This window comes from Pseudoalteromonas sp. XMcav1-K, assembly GCF_044005875.1.
GTDB classification, from domain to species: Bacteria; Pseudomonadota; Gammaproteobacteria; order Enterobacterales; family Alteromonadaceae; genus Pseudoalteromonas; species Pseudoalteromonas spongiae.
This window is the reverse complement of record NZ_JBIPJE010000045.1, coordinates 424,155-440,607: the sequence shown is the minus strand read 5'-3', so window position 1 is coordinate 440,607 and position 16,453 is coordinate 424,155. Positions and strand designations below refer to the sequence as shown.

General features: G+C 41.9%; 15 protein-coding genes. 10 read left to right on the top strand and 5 right to left on the bottom strand.

From position 1 onward, the window contains the following. Nucleotides 1-3 precede the first annotated feature (3 nt). A complete protein-coding gene (locus tag ACHSBP_RS14885; RefSeq protein ID WP_395389379.1) occupies nucleotides 4-279 on the top strand; it encodes a DUF1496 domain-containing protein in 276 nt (91 codons plus the stop codon). A gap of 217 nt (nucleotides 280-496) precedes the next feature. On the opposite strand, the gene ACHSBP_RS14880 is transcribed toward ACHSBP_RS14885, so the two are convergent. After that, a complete protein-coding gene (locus ACHSBP_RS14880; protein WP_158523471.1) occupies nucleotides 497-637 on the bottom strand; it encodes a hypothetical protein in 141 nt (46 codons plus the stop codon). Between the two features lie 284 nt (nucleotides 638-921). Between ACHSBP_RS14880 and ACHSBP_RS14875 the strand changes: the two genes are divergently transcribed. The 4 genes from ACHSBP_RS14875 to ACHSBP_RS14860 all read left to right on the top strand — a co-directional run bounded on the left by ACHSBP_RS14875 (nucleotide 922) and on the right by ACHSBP_RS14860 (nucleotide 3,510). Further along, on the top strand, nucleotides 922-1,563 hold the full coding sequence (locus tag ACHSBP_RS14875; RefSeq protein ID WP_395389376.1) for an energy transducer TonB: 642 nt from the start codon (nucleotides 922-924) through the stop codon (nucleotides 1,561-1,563). Between the two features lie 155 nt (nucleotides 1,564-1,718). After that, nucleotides 1,719-2,276 (top strand): sigma-70 family RNA polymerase sigma factor, encoded by a 558-nt coding sequence (locus ACHSBP_RS14870; RefSeq protein ID WP_395389373.1) that lies wholly within the window; start codon nucleotides 1,719-1,721, stop codon nucleotides 2,274-2,276. Next, the gene (locus ACHSBP_RS14865) at nucleotides 2,269-2,889 is read left to right on the top strand and encodes a hypothetical protein (protein WP_395389370.1); all 621 of its coding nucleotides are present in this window, start codon (nucleotides 2,269-2,271) and stop codon (nucleotides 2,887-2,889) included. Before ACHSBP_RS14870 ends, ACHSBP_RS14865 begins: the two co-directional genes overlap by 8 nt. 9 nt (nucleotides 2,890-2,898) lie before the next feature. Continuing rightward, nucleotides 2,899-3,510 (top strand): DsbA family protein, encoded by a 612-nt coding sequence (locus ACHSBP_RS14860; protein ID WP_395389367.1) that lies wholly within the window; start codon nucleotides 2,899-2,901, stop codon nucleotides 3,508-3,510. 158 nt (nucleotides 3,511-3,668) lie between these two features. On the opposite strand, the gene ACHSBP_RS14855 is transcribed toward ACHSBP_RS14860, so the two are convergent. From ACHSBP_RS14855 to ACHSBP_RS14840, 4 genes are all read right to left on the bottom strand, one after another. Beyond that, the gene (locus tag ACHSBP_RS14855) at nucleotides 3,669-4,130 is read right to left on the bottom strand and encodes a SixA phosphatase family protein (protein WP_395389364.1); all 462 of its coding nucleotides are present in this window, start codon (nucleotides 4,128-4,130) and stop codon (nucleotides 3,669-3,671) included. A 79-nt stretch (nucleotides 4,131-4,209) separates the two neighbouring features. Then, on the bottom strand, nucleotides 4,210-5,733 hold the full coding sequence (locus tag ACHSBP_RS14850; RefSeq protein ID WP_395389362.1) for a tryptophan halogenase family protein: 1,524 nt from the start codon (nucleotides 5,731-5,733) through the stop codon (nucleotides 4,210-4,212). After that, nucleotides 5,724-7,262, bottom strand: a complete 1,539-nt coding sequence (locus tag ACHSBP_RS14845) for a tryptophan halogenase family protein (RefSeq protein ID WP_395389359.1) — start codon at nucleotides 7,260-7,262, stop codon at nucleotides 5,724-5,726. Before ACHSBP_RS14845 ends, ACHSBP_RS14850 begins: the two co-directional genes overlap by 10 nt. A 190-nt stretch (nucleotides 7,263-7,452) precedes the next feature. Next, a complete protein-coding gene (locus tag ACHSBP_RS14840) occupies nucleotides 7,453-10,491 on the bottom strand; it encodes a TonB-dependent receptor (RefSeq protein ID WP_395389356.1) in 3,039 nt (1,012 codons plus the stop codon). A gap of 415 nt (nucleotides 10,492-10,906) precedes the next feature. Here ACHSBP_RS14840 and ACHSBP_RS14835 point away from each other — a divergent pair, with 415 nt between their 5' ends. From ACHSBP_RS14835 to ACHSBP_RS14815, 5 genes are all read left to right on the top strand, one after another. After that, nucleotides 10,907-12,133, top strand: a complete 1,227-nt coding sequence (locus ACHSBP_RS14835) for an amino acid deaminase (RefSeq protein ID WP_395389354.1) — start codon at nucleotides 10,907-10,909, stop codon at nucleotides 12,131-12,133. Nucleotides 12,134-12,150: 17 nt separating this feature from the next. Further along, nucleotides 12,151-13,023: a MurR/RpiR family transcriptional regulator gene (locus tag ACHSBP_RS14830; RefSeq protein WP_138633530.1), complete on the top strand. Its 873-nt coding sequence runs from the start codon at nucleotides 12,151-12,153 to the stop codon at nucleotides 13,021-13,023. Between the two features lie 2 nt (nucleotides 13,024-13,025). After that, nucleotides 13,026-14,486, top strand: coding sequence for an amidohydrolase family protein (locus tag ACHSBP_RS14825; protein ID WP_395389352.1), 1,461 nt, complete (start codon nucleotides 13,026-13,028; stop codon nucleotides 14,484-14,486). Between the two features lie 74 nt (nucleotides 14,487-14,560). Beyond that, on the top strand, nucleotides 14,561-14,947 hold the full coding sequence (locus ACHSBP_RS14820; protein ID WP_054980188.1) for a RidA family protein: 387 nt from the start codon (nucleotides 14,561-14,563) through the stop codon (nucleotides 14,945-14,947). A gap of 43 nt (nucleotides 14,948-14,990) precedes the next feature. Beyond that, nucleotides 14,991-16,442: a sodium:solute symporter family protein gene (locus ACHSBP_RS14815; protein WP_395389350.1), complete on the top strand. Its 1,452-nt coding sequence runs from the start codon at nucleotides 14,991-14,993 to the stop codon at nucleotides 16,440-16,442. Nucleotides 16,443-16,453 lie beyond the last annotated feature (11 nt).

Below are 16,453 nucleotides of genomic sequence, written 5' to 3'. Positions count from 1 at the left end.
CCCATGAAAAAAATATTAACAGTGTTGGCCGTTTCTGCTGTTTTTACATCATTTACCACAAGTGCAGACGTAAAAAAGCAAGATGAAAATACACAGTTTTGCTACGACGATAAACAACATAAATACTCGCAAGGTGCGGTGCTTAAAAGTGAAAGTGAGAAAGTATTACGCTGCGTGTATACCTACGATAAGCCGTCAGACACTAAAAAATTAGCGTGGGTGGAAATTGTAAAAGCAGACTCAAAATACTCATTGGCAATTAAGCAAGCCGATAAATAAATGCGTGCACCTTTTTAGCACTTATTAGTTTAATATTTATTGGGTGTTAAGAAAACGACAAGCGTTGATTCGAGTAATGCGTGTAAACACGTTAACAATCGAATCTAAGTTAATCTAGGCACAATAAAAAAGCACTTTGCGCTAAGCTAAGTGCTTTTTTAATTTAGAGAGTTTAGTGCCATAAATAACCTCTTATCTGTTTAAGCTATGTGTTAAATTATTTAAACACGAGGTAGCTTGCGCCAATTAATGTTCCTGTTACAAGTGCTAATGTCATGCCCGCAGTAATCAGGCTTGCAACAACAAATGTAGTTAAACCTGCCGTAAATAATAAATCAAACGCATTTGAAGTGTTCATATCGCTATTCCTATTGTGTGTTAAGTAAAGCATTTATCGCTTTGGTTATTTAATAAGTCGTAGCAGGGCTTAAAAAGGTTTAAAAAGTTTTAGAAAAGAAATGGGCGTTAACTTAAGTAAGCGATTTTTTTATTGATTTTACTGAACCAAAACGGGGCGTAATGCGTTGATAACTTTTTATAATTTGAAAGGTTGAGATTTAAACTCAAAATTATTAAAAAATTTTACCCCTTTTTATATGGCGCTGCGTTTTATAGGTAACTCAATTAAAAAAGGGAAAGCCTATGTTATTGCAACTTGATACTTTCGAGCCACAAACTCCGATACTAAAACTAGCACTTTGCTTTATTGCTGCGTTGGCTGTGACATTTAGTTTGTTCGCGTTTATGCAGTTTTTAATTAAATCGCCAAATCGCATTGTTGACGCGCCCAAGCCAATTATTGATATTGCTTTATACCAAGCGCGCGAAATTTCAGAGGTTAAGCAGAAAACTAAAATTCAACCACCACCCAAATTAACGCAGCCTCCAAAACGTGTTATGGAAGCGCCAGCAAATGTGTCGAGCAATGTTCCGTTAACATTTGCACCCAACTTAAATGTGTCTATTGGCAGTATGCCAAGCAGTGCGCCAAGCCTTATGTCGCAAAGTGGGCAGGCAAGCCCAATTGTGCGTGTGCCACCTAAGTATCCTGTAGGTGCAGCTCGCGATGGCATTGAGGGCTGGGTAGAGTTGACGTTTAGTATTGATAAAACCGGCCGTGTTATCGATGCGCAAGTGACTGCTGCTGAACCTAAACGTGTTTTTAATACAGCTGCACTAAAGGCGTTGAAACGCTGGAAGTATAAACCTTCTATTGATAACGGGGTGGCACATATTCAGACAAACCAGTCAGTGTTGCTTGAATTTAAATTAGCGCAAGAATAAAGTGCTGTTATGTTTAGGGGATTGTTTTTGCGAATGTAAATGACTTATTGTGTTGTTTTAAAAAACCTTACAAGCGTATTTTTCATAAATACGCTTAACCTCTAACACAGCGTCTACGCAAAAGTTTTATCAACGAGCAAAAGGAGTCGTTATAGATGTTGTTAACTTTGACTACTTGGCTTAGTGCAGACCTCAGCGCAGAGGAAATCATGGTGCGGTACCGTGATTCAGGGAAAAAGCGGTATTTAAATCAGTTGGTGAATGCTTATTATGACGATTTATATCACTTTCTGGTAAGTCAGTCAGATCAAGTGCTTGCGCAAGACATTAGTCAAAAAACATGGCTTAAAGTGATTGAAAAAAAAGCGTTATTTAAAACATCAGTTTCGTTTAAATCTTGGTTGTTTATGATTGCAAGGCGTTTACTGATTGATGAATTTCGCAGCCAAAATAAACTCACCCAGCTAGATGATGTGCAGCTAGTATGCGGCCAATCACAAGAAGTGAGCGGCGATGACATGTTGGCGGTACTTGATAGTGCGCTTAACGCACTCAACTTTTACCAACGAGAAGCGTTTATTCTGCAAAAAGAAGGGTTTTCGGTTGATGAAATTGCACATATTACAGGGTGCGAGTTTGAGACAATAAAATCACGACTACGCTACGCAAAACAAAATTTACGCAATATGCTGAAAGGGTACGCAGATGAGTAATAAAGCAGACGAACTAATTGATTCGCTCTATGAAAAGCGCAAACAACAACTACACTCAAGCGTAAAGCAGAGGCGTGAATTTAGCGATAACATTATTGCCCAGTCGACAATAAAACCAAAATCTAAACTTTTTTACCGTCTTCAATTTGCCATGAGCATTGCAGCGTTAACGATGCTCGGATTGGTTGTGTTTAACCAAGTGCAGCGTGAGGCTACGCCTCAATATAGCCAGATCAATGAAGCGAATTACTATCAAGTGGCTGTAGTAGAACGTCAATCAGAAACACTAAGTTGGTTCATTACGAATCAAAAAAATGCGTTAGAAAATGACCGTAATGCGCAAATAGCGAACTTAAATCGACACTTTAACAACGCATCAGATAATACAAATATAATGACCGTTAAGGTGCTTAATACGCAATTAGATTGGCATTTAGAGAGCTGTGATGGTTCGACTTTAATAAAAATAAAACGTGAGGTTGTTGCTGAATTAATGGCGTCTTCGAATTTATTTGATAGTACGCACACGGGTCAGTGGTTAGCGTTGGTATTAGATGAACAGGGTAGTCCTTATGCGCTGCGCAAAACAAGTAAAGCCAGTGTGTGTAGTTAAGGCGAAAATATGCGCTTTATTTATGTAATGGACCCAATGTGTGCTTGGTGTTACGGGTTTAAACCTGAACTGGAAGCGTTTTTTAAAACGCATTCAGATATCCATGTTGAATGGGTTATGGGCGGACTTGCCCCTGATAATAACCAGCCCATGAGCGAGCAAATGCGCACGACAATTGCCGCCTATTGGCAGCAAATTGAAGCGAAAACACAGGTCACATTTAATCATGATTATTGGCACTGCAATACGCCGTATCGCTCAACATATTTAGCGTGTCGTGCGGTGATTGTGGCGAATGATTTACTGGAAAATGGGGCTGAAAAAATGGTAAATGCAATTCAAACAGCGTATTACCAAAAGGCGCAAAACCCATCGTTAGAAAACACGTTAATTGAGTGTGCCGTAACAATTGGATTAAATAAAGATGAGTTTGTTCATGCTCTTAATTCTGAGCAAACGCAAAAAACGCTTACACAGCATCTTGATATTACAAAGCAATTACACGTCACGGGTTTTCCCGCATTGTTTTACCTTGATGAGAATAACCATGTTTACCCATTAGCCCTTGGCTTTTGCACATTTAGCGAATTAGCACAGCGATTTAATCGTATTTCAAAATGATTGGCGGTATTTAAGTGGTGTGTTTGGTGGCCGGATTTTCGAAAAGTGCAAAATGTGTAGTTATATATTTAATAAGCTAAATAATACGGGCTCTCAATAATGAGTTACCCGTATTTATAAGCAAACCCCAATGGGTGCTGCTTGCTCAAAGCTTTGGTTTAATTGTTAGAACTAAGCTGGCTTAACGTGCCATTTTTAACCACAAACAGCTTATCAAACTGATCTTCATTAATAGTGACATCGTGATCGGTTAATAACTTTACAAGCTGGGGTGTGGTGTTGCTATGCCCCACAATCACGGTATTGCCTTTTAATGTTTTAAGTTGCTTAACCAATGCCGTTAACTGACGCGGGTTATAATGGGTTACTACAATGTCTAATTCTTGACTGAGCGGTTTTACGGTTTCTAATGTGCGGTTGTAGTTGGTGCTAAAAATATGCTTAATTTTTTTATCTTTTAATATGTTAACAAGATGCTCTGCACGTGCCTTACCCGCTTGAGAAAGGTTCGGATTGATGCCATCGCGTTTTTCAGCGTGACGCAACAAAAATAGCGTGTCAGGCGTTGCGAACACAGTTTGAGAAAACAATAAACCAACAATAAAAGCTAATAAGCGCATGATAAAAAAGCCTTTTAAAACAGGTTGTGAAACAATTTCAGCCACTTTAACTGAGCTTCGTATAAAAGCAAAGGACGATTTAGTTAAAAATCGCCTCATCGGCAGGGCAGTACTTCTGTAAAAACGCATCATGGGTTGGCTGTGCTTCAGCGCATTTTTCAAGGGCATTTCTGCCAGCGGCAAGGCTTTTTGAAAGCATTTCGCTGTTAAGCGCATCTAAGGTTGGGTTGTAGCCAATAGGCACTACTCCCATACCATCGAACACCGCATACCAGCTGGTGGGGTGGAATAGTTCTTCGACACCTGGAATTAGGCCACCGCTTTGTTTAAAAAATTCGATGCGTGTGGCTAAACTTGCCGGAACTTGCTTTTGTTGCCAATCGCGCCAAAACGCTGAGTCGTCACGTTTAGTGGTGCAGTAGTGCAGCACTAAAAAGTCGCGAATTTCTTCGTAATCGCCAATAATGCGGCGGTTAAATTCGTTTTGTATTACTGGATTTGCTGTTTTGGTTGGAAACATACGTACAAACAGCGCTAGCGATTTAGAGACTAAATGAATTGCAGTAGATTCAAGCGGCTCTAAAAACCCCTGTGCAAGACCAAGTGATAGGCAGTTTTTATTCCATACTTTATCGCGCACACCGGTAACAAAGGGGATCACTCTTGGCTCGGTTAGTGGCTCGCCATCAACATTATCAAGTAAAGTTTTAATCGCTTCTTCATCGGTTATGTATTTATCGCAAAATACATAGCCATTGCCTGTGCGGTGTTGTAGCGGAATATGCCAGCTCCACCCCGCTTTTTGGCCGCGCGAAACGGTATAGGGTTTGGTATCACCCGTGAGTTTGGTTTGTACTGCAACCGCACGGTTACAAGGTAAATGCTCCGACCAATCTTGGTATTCGGTATTGAGTGCATTACCAATGAGTAAGCCTTTAAAGCCTGTACAATCAATAAAAAAGTCGCCATTAATTGTCTCGCCTGATTTTAATGTGACAGACGCTATATTGCCGTCTAGAGTTTTGCTGATTGATTCGACGTGGCCGACAGTGCGTTTTACACCAATATTTTCTGAAAATTTACGCAAATATTGCCCTGCCAGCACTGCATCTAGGTGCAGTGCAAAGCGGGCGCCTGCAAGTGGCGTATTCATCGCTTGGTGCGGTACAAAAAAGCGATTTTTTTCAGATAATACCGCTTCTGGCGAATAGGCCATTAATGGTGTGCTGTCGCCTTCGGCTTTTTGTTTTAGCCAACATTGGTAAAACTCGTGACCATCAATCTTTTGGCCAACTTCACCAAATGGGTGAAAATAGCTATGCGATTCTTGATACCAGTTTTCAAACTGAATACCCCATTTAAAACTGGCTTGAGTGGCTTTTATAAATTCAACTAAATCAATGCCGAGGCTTTCAAGGGTATCAATGAGCGGTGGAATCGTGGCTTCGCCAACACCAATAATATTGACTTCGTCTGATTCAATCAGCTCAACTTGGGTGTGACTGTCTTTAAAAATATTGCCAAGTGTTGCTGCTGCGAGCCAACCTGCAGTGCCGCCACCGACAATAACAAACTTTTCAATGGGATTGTGTGTTAACTGCATACCGCTTCCTGTTGCTTGATTGGTTGATAGCCACAGTGCTTTTCTAAAAATTCGCTGTGGGTAGGCGCATTGTTTACTTGGCTTGAAACCATTTCGCGCATTTTAGTTAAATGTTCGTTTAAGTAATTGAGCGGCATATTATCTGCGCTTGCTTGGTAGTTTTCGGGTAAAAAATTTAAACCGTGGTAAATAGCCAGCCAACTGTCGGGGCCAAACATTTCCCAAGGCAGGCGTTTTAACTCGCCGGTTTTGGCAAAGGTCAGCATTTTTTCTTCAAGTGAAGCCGGAATTGCCATATCGCGGTAATACTGCCACATAGGGCTGTCGCTGCGGCCGTTTAATTTGTAGTGCAAAATAATAAAGTCGCGCACACGCTCATATTCTTGTGCATTCACATCATTAAATTTAGCAACATCGTTTACTGAATATTGATTACTCGTGAAGGTTAGTAAGAGTTTTTCGATTGCTGTTTCAACCAGTGCAATGCTGGTGCTCTCTAATGGCTCTAAAAAGCCTGAGCTCAAGCCAATTGCGACACAGTTGTTGTGCCACGCTGTTTTACGCCTTCCTGGAGTAAAACTAAACTTACGCGCTGGCTGTAAAATGTCGCCATCGATAGACGCTAGCAAACTTTGCTTTGCTTCTTCATGGGAGAGGTATTTGCTGCTATAAACATAGCCATTACCAACACGGTGTTGAAGAGGAATACGCCATTGCCAGCCACCTTTTTTAGCGATAGCGAGGGTACGCGTGATGGGTTCAGCCGTTGCGCTTGTTTGTACTGCGATAGCGCTGTCATTTAATAGCCAGTGGCTCCAATTTTCATAATCAACAGCTTGATTTTCACCAATTAACAGCGCCTTAAAACCAGAACAATCAATAAATAAATCTGCGGCGATGCTTGAATCATCTTCAAAATGTAATTGGCTAATACTGCCATCAGGATGATTTTCAATGCTACAAATGGTGTTATCAATATGTGTAACACCTTTATTGGTTGAATAATCGAACATCAGTTTGGCAAACAAGCTGGCATCAAAATGCAGTGCCCAATCAAAAATTTCTAATTGGTTTTGTGGTTTAATTTTGGGTGGCACAAATTTGTTGTGTTTTGCCATTTGCACACCAAGTGAGTAATCGGTTATATCGCTGTGCGCACCAGCACGCTCGGCGCGTAACCAATAATGATGAAATGGGGTTGTGGGCGTGCTTTGCCCGTAAATGCCAAACGGGTGAATAAAGCGGGAATTTTCACCTGCCCAACCTTGAAATTCAATGCCAAGCTTGCAACTGCCTTTGGTAGCTTTTAATACCTCAATATCGCTAAGACCTAAGTTTTGATAAAAGCGACGTAGGGTTGGAATGGTGGCTTCACCCACACCTATGGTGCCAAGTTTGCTTGATTCTATCAGGGTGATTTTACAGTGTTTTAGCGGGGCGTGATTAGCAAGGGCTGCAGCTGTCATCCAGCCAGATGTGCCGCCGCCGACTATGACGATGGAATTTATTGTTTTTGTTGTTTCTGTCATGGTTCACACTCTAGGCTATTACTTTAATACCAATTTGATTAAGTAACTTGATTAAGTAAATAGGCAATTAGTTAATCAAATGGGTATTTGCATTGTATCGTGATGAAACCAAAAGAAAAGACTGCCGCCAAATGACGGCAGTCTTGGGCAGAAAGTGTTAATTCAACCTAAATCCTAATAATTCTAAGGATTAAAATGTTGCCCTAACACCAAGGGTCCAACGCGATTCATACTCGTTACGAAACGCTTTTTGTGAAGAGAACTGCAGATAAGTCTGTTGTACTTCCTCAGTAAGGTTAGAACCGTGAATAAAGATATCGAGGTTTTCAGTTGCATGGTATGTTGCACTGAAGTCAAGTTGCGAATAAGGGTCTTGTAATAAACGCTGTTTAGCTACAGAATTGTCAGAGCCTTCTATGATCATACGTTCACTACGTGAATTCCATGCTAAACGCGTTGAGAAATCATCTTGTTCGTACCATAGTACAAAGTTGTATGTATGCTCAGAGTTACCTGGGAACGGAAGCGCACCAAATGGGCTTGGATCATCAGTTTCGTAACCACTATCACTGTACGTATAGTTAACATCTACACCAAAGTTATTTAGAATTGCTAAGTCCATATAGTCGTTAAACGCTGCTTTAATGCCAACCTCAACACCTTGGACATGACCACCCGTACCTTGTATTTGTGTACTGAACGGCCATGGACCACGGCTGATACCATCATCATCTGGCTCATCGATCATTACTTCACCACCTGTAGTAAAGCTTTCAATATCGATTTTATAAAACGCTAAGAACATCATAGATGCTTCGCCGTTATACCACTCAGCTGAAAGTGAGAAGTTTTCTGAACGCCATGGGTTAAGTGCCGGGTTACCTGTTAGAGTACCATTTACTACGCGTAAACAGTCACATTCACCGTTAATGGCTTTACCCACTGTTTTACCACCGCCCCAGTTAGCAAGGCTAAGTGCTTGCATATTCTTAGAGTAGGCACCACGAACAATCACATCTTCTGTAATATCTGCAATAATATTTAGTGAAGGTAAGTAATCAGTGTAACTGCGCTCAGTTACCACATCACCGATATCCGGGCCTAAACCTGAGTGAGGTAAGTTTGAACCTGCCAGATTTTGCTTAACATAAAGGTCAGTTTCAACCACCTTCATACCAAAGTTACCGCGAATCATTTCCCACTCAAAGTTAGCTTGTGCAAAGTAGCTAAACTCACTTAATTTCACATCGTATGATGCACCCGCATTTTCAACACGTTGTACGTTTCCAAACGTATCTAAGTGGAACTGACGTGGGTCACGGAAGTTTGATGGATCAATTGCCCACATTGTCGGAATGCCTTTTGCGCTACCGAAGTCAGAAATTTGGCTAACTGTAGTATGTGTGTCAAGGCGAGTTGGGTTAAGTAATGTATAAGGTACCCAAGTACCTGCAGTTAAATCGCCAACATCTTCTGTTAGGTATTCACCTGCAGCAGGATTACCCTCACATGTAGATGTTGTGTGGTATTGGTCAACTGCTTTCCACTGTGCGATATCACAGCCATCACCAAATTCTGAAGTATATGTGAATTGGTCGTGATCTACTTTACGTTCCATAAAGCGCACACCAAAATCAACACTTGTTACGAAAGGCATATCGTCAAATTGATAATTCCATTTTGTGCTGAATGTATTGATTTCACCTTCATCATCAGTGTTACCTTCTGATGAGAATGCACCGATGTGGTATGAATCTAAGCTGCCCATATAATCAGCAATGCTCATTAAGCCTTGACCACCATTAACCATTTGGTCAAAACCACTAAATACTGGAGATTCGCCACGTGCATCATATCGGATGAGGAATGAATCATCTTCGATGCCGCCTGGTGCAAAGGCTGCGTAACAACCACCTTGGTCGCCCACAATCGTGTCACCTGCTCCACAGTACTCAGCTGGTGTGAACTGACCTGGGCCTGTTACACGTGTACCTTGGTCGATACTTAGTAAGTCACCTTCACCGTAGCCGTGGCGCATGCTTGCATCGGCTTTAGCACGTGTTACACGTACTTGACCTGAAAGTGGACCACCATTATTAAAGTTTAGTTCTAAGTTTAAGTTGGTAGATGTTTCGTAGTTATTGTTTACCTGAGTGAACGTCTGCATGCGCCATGGCTGAAGGTAAAAATCATTTACCGAACCCCACTCATTACCATGAATGTCGGTGAATTTATCGGTGTAGCCTGACTCTGTTGGGAATGCATAATCGTTAAATGAGTACCAACGGTTGTTATGCGAGAAGCCTTGACGCTCATTGAAACGCTCTTGGTCGGTGTAAAACGCTTCAAATACTAGTTCTACGCCTTCACTTAAATCAGCTTGGAAAGCGAACTGATAACCTTGGCGCTCACGCTTTTCTTGTTTGTTAAATGCCGCAAAACCTTGTGGCACAACATGACGAATGTCGTTACCTTGAGGGTTTTGACCCCATGTAAAGTTATTGTTTGCCGCGCCAATACCACCATTTTCAGAGGTATCGAAGTAACCATTGTAGTCAGTAGCAAGGGTTGCTTCTTGTGCTACAGCTGAGAATAACACACCCCATTTATCAGCATTGTAGCTGATAAGACCGTTTAGATTTGGATCCGTTTCTTCACTAATTGAGCCACGTGTCACATCTGCTGCAACGTTTGTTGTCCAGCCTTCGCTCATATCGAATGGACGACGTGTTTTAAGGTCAACTGCACCGGTGATACCAGAAGCTGTACGTTTCGTTTCACTTGTTTTATAAACATCAACACCAGAGAAAAGCTGAGAAGGTAAGTCTCCAAAGTCAGCGCCTGATGAATCAATGGTGGTTGCACTTAAAAATACTTCGCCGTTAAGTGTTGTATCAACTTGTGCCATACCACGGATTTGTACTGGGCCACTTTCACCGGCAGCACGCTCAACCTGTACACCGGTGATACGTTGTAGTGAGTCTGAAATTGTTACGTCGGGTAATTTACCGATATCTTCTGATGCAATGCCGTCAACTTGTGATAATGCAAAGCGCTTAGTATTAATCGCTTTAACGGTGCTGGCGCGAATACCTTTAACCTGAATAACTTCCATTTCGGCTTCGGCTGATGATTTTTCTTCAGCGATAACGTTTTGTGCGAAACCGGCAGAGAGTGCTACCGCAATAGTTGAAGACAGCACGCTTCGTTTAAATGTTCTGTTGGACACAGTTTTCCCCTATTAGTGTTTAGTTCTATCAGAAAATAATTCCGAGAAACCTTATTGTTGTGATTACTTGTTTAATTTACTGACAGCGTTGTCATGGGCCGTCAAAAAAATAATAAAAGGGTCGTAACTTCATCAGTAATGTATGCGTTTTACAGCTCAATTCACGCAGCACTAAACTCTTAACAACAGCCCAGTTTAGCTGATACTTGAAAGTTGACTCACCTAGTTCAAATGTGAATGTCTGTTACCTCTAATGTTAAAAAGTAACATATAAAAACCTTGAACTTGTTACTTTTTAACATTAACATAATTAAAAAAGCAACACTTTGATAACAAATTTGTTTGAAATGCATCTAGATTGAATAGAATTGTATTAGTTAGGTGTTTCGCTGTTAGCAATCTGGTAACAAGTTTTATGAATGAAGTAATTAAAGGTGCGGGAAATCCACAATCTCTAGCACACGGTGGCTGGCATATATTGCGTGAAGAAGTGAGTTTTCCGGTTGCAGTATTATCACGATCGGCCATTAATAATAACGCAAAGTGGATGAGCGATTTTTGTCAAAAGGCAGAAGTAAACTTAGCCCCCCACGGTAAAACCACGATGGCACCCGAGCTTTTTAAAATGCAGCTTGAGCACGGTGCCTGGGGCATTACCCTTGCAACGGTGGCGCAAGTACTTAACGCGGTAAATCACGGTGTTAAACGAATTATTTTGGCTAACCAAGTCGTTGGCAAATACCACTTTGAGCAAATAGCCCAGCTACTTGAAACCACCGATGTGGAATTTTACTGTTTTGTAGATTCGGTAGAAAACGCCAAACAAATAGGCCGCTTTTTTGATGCGCGAAAAGTATCAATTAACATTTTATTAGAAATTGGTGCGCAAGGCGGCCGCTGTGGTTGGCGTGATGTGAGTAATACCGATGCATTTCTAGCTGCATGTAAACAGCACCCAAGCTTAAAGCTTTCAGGAATTGGTTTTTATGAAGGGGTGATTGGCGGTAGTAATGCCCTTGAAAAAGTCACTAGTTTTGTTGATGAAATCTATCAACTTGCGAGCACACTTAAAAAGCAAAATGCGTTTGATTTAGATAAGCCCATTATTACTGGCGCGGGATCTGCTTGGTATGACATCGTAGCGAATACACTCGGCAAACATAATCACCAAGAGAACTTTAATTTAGTGATTCGCCCTGGTTGTTACCTTATTCATGACACTGGCATTTATCAAGATGCACAAAATGCGGTAATGGCACGTAGTCAATTGGCTTGTGATGTGACAGGTGATTTAGCATCAAGCTTAACGGTGTGGGCCTATGTTGTATCGCGTCCCGAAGCAGGACTTGCCATTGTTGGTTTAGGTAAGCGCGATGTAGCATTTGATGCAGGTTTACCAAAAGCAGAATTAATCTATCATGTTGATAACCAAACATTGCAACCGGCTGATGCCTTAATTGAAACCGTTAAAATTATGGATCAGCATGCCATGCTAACCTTGCCTGACAACTGCAATCTGAAAGTGGGTGATATGGTCTGTTTTTCGACGTCTCATCCGTGTTTAACGTTTGATAAATGGCGTCAGGTAGCAATCGCCGATGATGATTGGGTAATTCGCAAAACCATTTCCACCTTTTTTTAGTTAGGAAGCAGTAACACATGGATATTATTAACAAAATAAAAGAAGGGTTAGGGCACTTTAGCCCAGCAGAAGACAAGGTTGCTCATCTAATTTTGAGTGATCTTGAATTTGCAGCGACTGCTTCAATTAATGAGCTGGCAGACAAAGCCAGTGTGAGTCACGCGAGTATTACGCGCCTTGCCAAAAGTTTAGGCTGTGAAAATGTGCGCGATCTAAAGTTTCAGATCACTCAGTCAGCAGCGATTGGTGAGCGCTTTACTAGTTCTGAACCGATTGAAAAGAAAGATATCTTTCATGTTTACTCGTCAATTCAAGAAATTTTAGCACTTAATGTCGGTCTAATTAGCGAAGAAGCTGTTATGACCGCTGCAGAAGCAATCTGTGATACACGCCATTGCTTGATTTTTGGCGTGGGTGGCGGTAGCAGTATGCTGGCGATGGAATGTCAAAACCGCCTATTTCGCTTAGATGTGTTATGTAACGCTCACTCTGATCCTATGATGATGCGTATGACCGCATCAACCATCAACAAAAATGATGTGGTGCTGTGTTTATCGCTAAGTGGCGTATCGCCAGATGTGATTGCTGCGGCGCGTATTGCAAAAGAGTACGGTGCAAATATTATTGCCATTTGCCCGCTAGGTGAACTTGCTGATATTGCAGATGTGCATTTGCCGATTAAAACGCAAGAGAGTGATTACATCTTTAAACCAAGTGCTGCGCGTTATGCAATGATGGCCGCGATTGATATTTTATCAAGTGAGGTGGCAACTAAAAATCAGCGCCGCTCAAAAGAAAAGCTGCGTCGTTTAAAAATTCAATTAGATCAGCATCGTAATCAAAATAGCGACGCGCCACCGGCGGACACACGCTTTCCGCTAGGCGATTAAATATGAGTGATAATAACCACACTACCACTGTGATTCGTAATGCGACTGTTTACACGGGCGAGCTAAATGAATGCTTTGTTGGCGATGTTGCAATAAGTGACGACCGCATTACTGCGCTCGGTGATTGTTCTCATTTCTACTCAGATCAAGACATTGATGCAACAGGGTTAACATTAGCCCCTGGTTTTATTGACGTGCATACTCATGACGATTTAGAAGTGCTGCGTAATCCGCATATGCTGTGCAAAGTAAGTCAAGGTGTAACTTCGGTAATTGCAGGCAACTGTGGTATTAGCAGTGTACCTTGTGTTACAGATATTGAACCCGTTGATCCTATTAATTTATTGGGCCAAAAAGAAGATTTCAAATACACCAATTTAGCTGATTTTAGAAATGCTTTTGAAAGGGCAAAGCCAAGCGTTAATCTTGCTCAGTTAATTGGTCATACTAGCCTTCGCGCGCAAGTAATGAATGATTTATCAAAAGCTGCCTCAGAACAAGAAATTAACCAAATGCAGTCGTTACTGCGTACTCAAATGGAACAAGGCGCATTAGGGCTAAGTACTGGGCTTGCCTATCCGAATGCTAAAGCATCAAGTCGTGAAGAAGTGAATCGTCTTGCCAAATGTGTAACGCCGTTTGAGGGTGTGTATACCACACATTTACGCACTGAATTTCAAGGCATTATTGATGCTATGGACGAAGCGTTTGCAACCGCGAAACAAGCAAAGCTTCCGCTGATTATTTCCCACTTAAAATGCGCCGGCATTGATAATTGGGGACGTGCACAGGAAGTATTAGCGCATCTAGAAGATAAACGACAATCACAACTCGCTTGCTGCGATTGTTATCCGTATGCTGCGAGCTCAAGCACACTCGATTTAAATCAGGTCACTGACAGTACCGAGATTTACATTACGTGGTCTGAAACCCATCCTGAAATGGCTGAAAAAAGTTTGCGTGATATAGCAAATAACTGGCAATTATCATTAATGGACACTGCCAAAAAATTAATGCCTGCCGGTGCGGTTTATCACTGCATGTTAGAAGATGATGTAAAACAGTTTTTAAGCTATGACAACAGCATGATTGGCTCGGACGGTTTACCGTGCGAGCCACACCCGCATCCTAGATTATGGGGTACGTTCCCAAGAGTATTAGGGCATTACGCAAGAGAGCAGCAAACGCTGTCGTTGGCGTTGGCTATTCATAAAATGACAGCGCTGCCATCATCGCAATTTAAGCTCAACAATCGCGGCAAAATTGCTAAAGGTTATTTTGCGGATTTAGTGTTATTTGATGCAAACGCGATTATCGATAACGCCAGCTATCAAAACCCTCAAGCACAAGCTGACGGCATTAAGCGTGTATGGGTCAACGGCAAAGTAAGCTTTGTTGAGGGTCTTGATGATCTAAGCGTTACGCAATTTGAGCGAGCCGGACGATTTTTAGCGCGCATTTAATATTAGCGCCAACTAAATAAGAATTTTGAAATGTTGAGAAAAGGTTCTCAACGCAGCATTTAAAAGAGGAAATTATGACAATTAGACGTATTGGCGCAGAAGGCGGCACAGGTACAGGTGGCCAACATTTACCTTTTTCACGCGCAGTAGAAGCGGGTGGTTGGTTAAAAGTTTCAGGACAAACCCCCATGCGAGATGGCGAAGTTGTTGAAGGAGGCATTATTGAGCAATCGCGTCTTGCCATACAAAACTGCATCGACATTATGACTGAAGCAGGTTATGGCCTTGAAACAGTGACCCATGTGTCGGTGGTATTAACGGACTCTCGTTATTTTCAGTCATTTAATAAAGTGTTTGCAGAAGTATTTGGTGAGCACCCGCCTGCGCGCATTTGCATGGTGGCTGACCTGGTTGTTGACTGTAAAGTAGAAGTTGATGTGACCTGCTACAAAGGTCAATAAGGGAACTAAAACCTCAAAAGAATAATAAAAAATAGGGGCACTTATGACATCACAACAAATGACGTTTCTGGCTGCATTTTTTGCCTATTTGCTTGCCATGATTGCAATTAGTTGGTTTGTTTCACGCTGGCAAAAATCCGGTAGCGACTTTTTGTTAGCTGGGCGAAAAGTGCCTTTATTTCTCACACTCGGCACCACGGTTGCAACTATGGTCGGCACTGGTTCTTCGATGGGGGCTGTGGGTTTTGCCTATCAAAATGCATGGGCGGGTGCGCTCTATGGCATAGGTGGTGCAGTGGGAATACTGTTATTGGCGTGGGTATTCGCACCTGTGCGTAAACAACAATTTGCCACCATGAGTGAAGAGCTTGCGAGCTATGTGGGTAATAACGCGCTTGTAAAAAAAATACTCGCTGTGATTATTTATGCTGCAAGTATTGGCTGGTTAGGTGCGCATTTAATTGGCGGTGGCATGTATTTAGCCTGGCTTACGGGCATAGATGATACGACTGCAAAGCTAATCATCGGCATTGGCCTTGCCATTTATGTCACGCTAGGGGGCTATTCCGCAGTGGTGTGGACCGACGCCATTCAAGCGGTGATTCTATTTGTAGGCTTTTTATTAATGGCCTATTTTGCGATTGATTCTGTCGGTGGTTGGCAAGCGGTACAAAACAACCAAGTGGTTAACGGTAGTGGTTTTTTGTCTTATCAGAATATCGGCCTTATTCCCGCAATCTCAATGTCATTTGCAGTATTAGTAGGGGTAATGGCAACCCCCTCGTTTCGCCAGCGCATCTATTCAGGTGACAATGTAAGCAGTATTCGCAAATCGTTTGTGATGTCGGGTGTACTTTATCTAGGATTTTCATTAGTACCAGCAATTATCGGTATTTGTGCTTATTTGATTAAGGGTGATTTAGATAATCCTGCGTATGCTTTTCCGTATATTGCACTTAATACTCTGCCACTCTTACTGGGCGGGCTTATTTTATTAGCGGGCATATCGGCGACTCTTTCAAGCGCAAGCTCCGATGCCATAGCAGGGGTGAGCGTATTTGTCAGTGATATTTATGTTTGGCTTTTCAAACAATCACTGAGCAAGCAACCTCTCACTGATAAACAGCAACTTTTATTGTCACGTTTCGCCATGATTTTAACTGTGACCATCGCACTGTTATTTGCCCTTTTATCAAATAATATCATCACCTATATCACTAAAATGATCTCGCTCGCACTATGCGGTTTGTTTGTGATGGGGCTACTTGGTCGTTTTTGGCAAAAGCTTACATGGCAAGGCAGCATTGCAATTTTAGTGGCGAGTACATTAACGGCAGCGCTGATTGGTTTTAACCCCACGTGGCTCGCATTTTTTGGTAACCCTTCAATACCTGCGGTAATAAGTGGCGCGTTTTTTGGCATTGTTGTGGGCCTAGTGACACAAGTAAAAGCGCCATCAAAAATAGTGCAGAAAAATACAGTGGAGCTAATGTGATGTTGCAACCA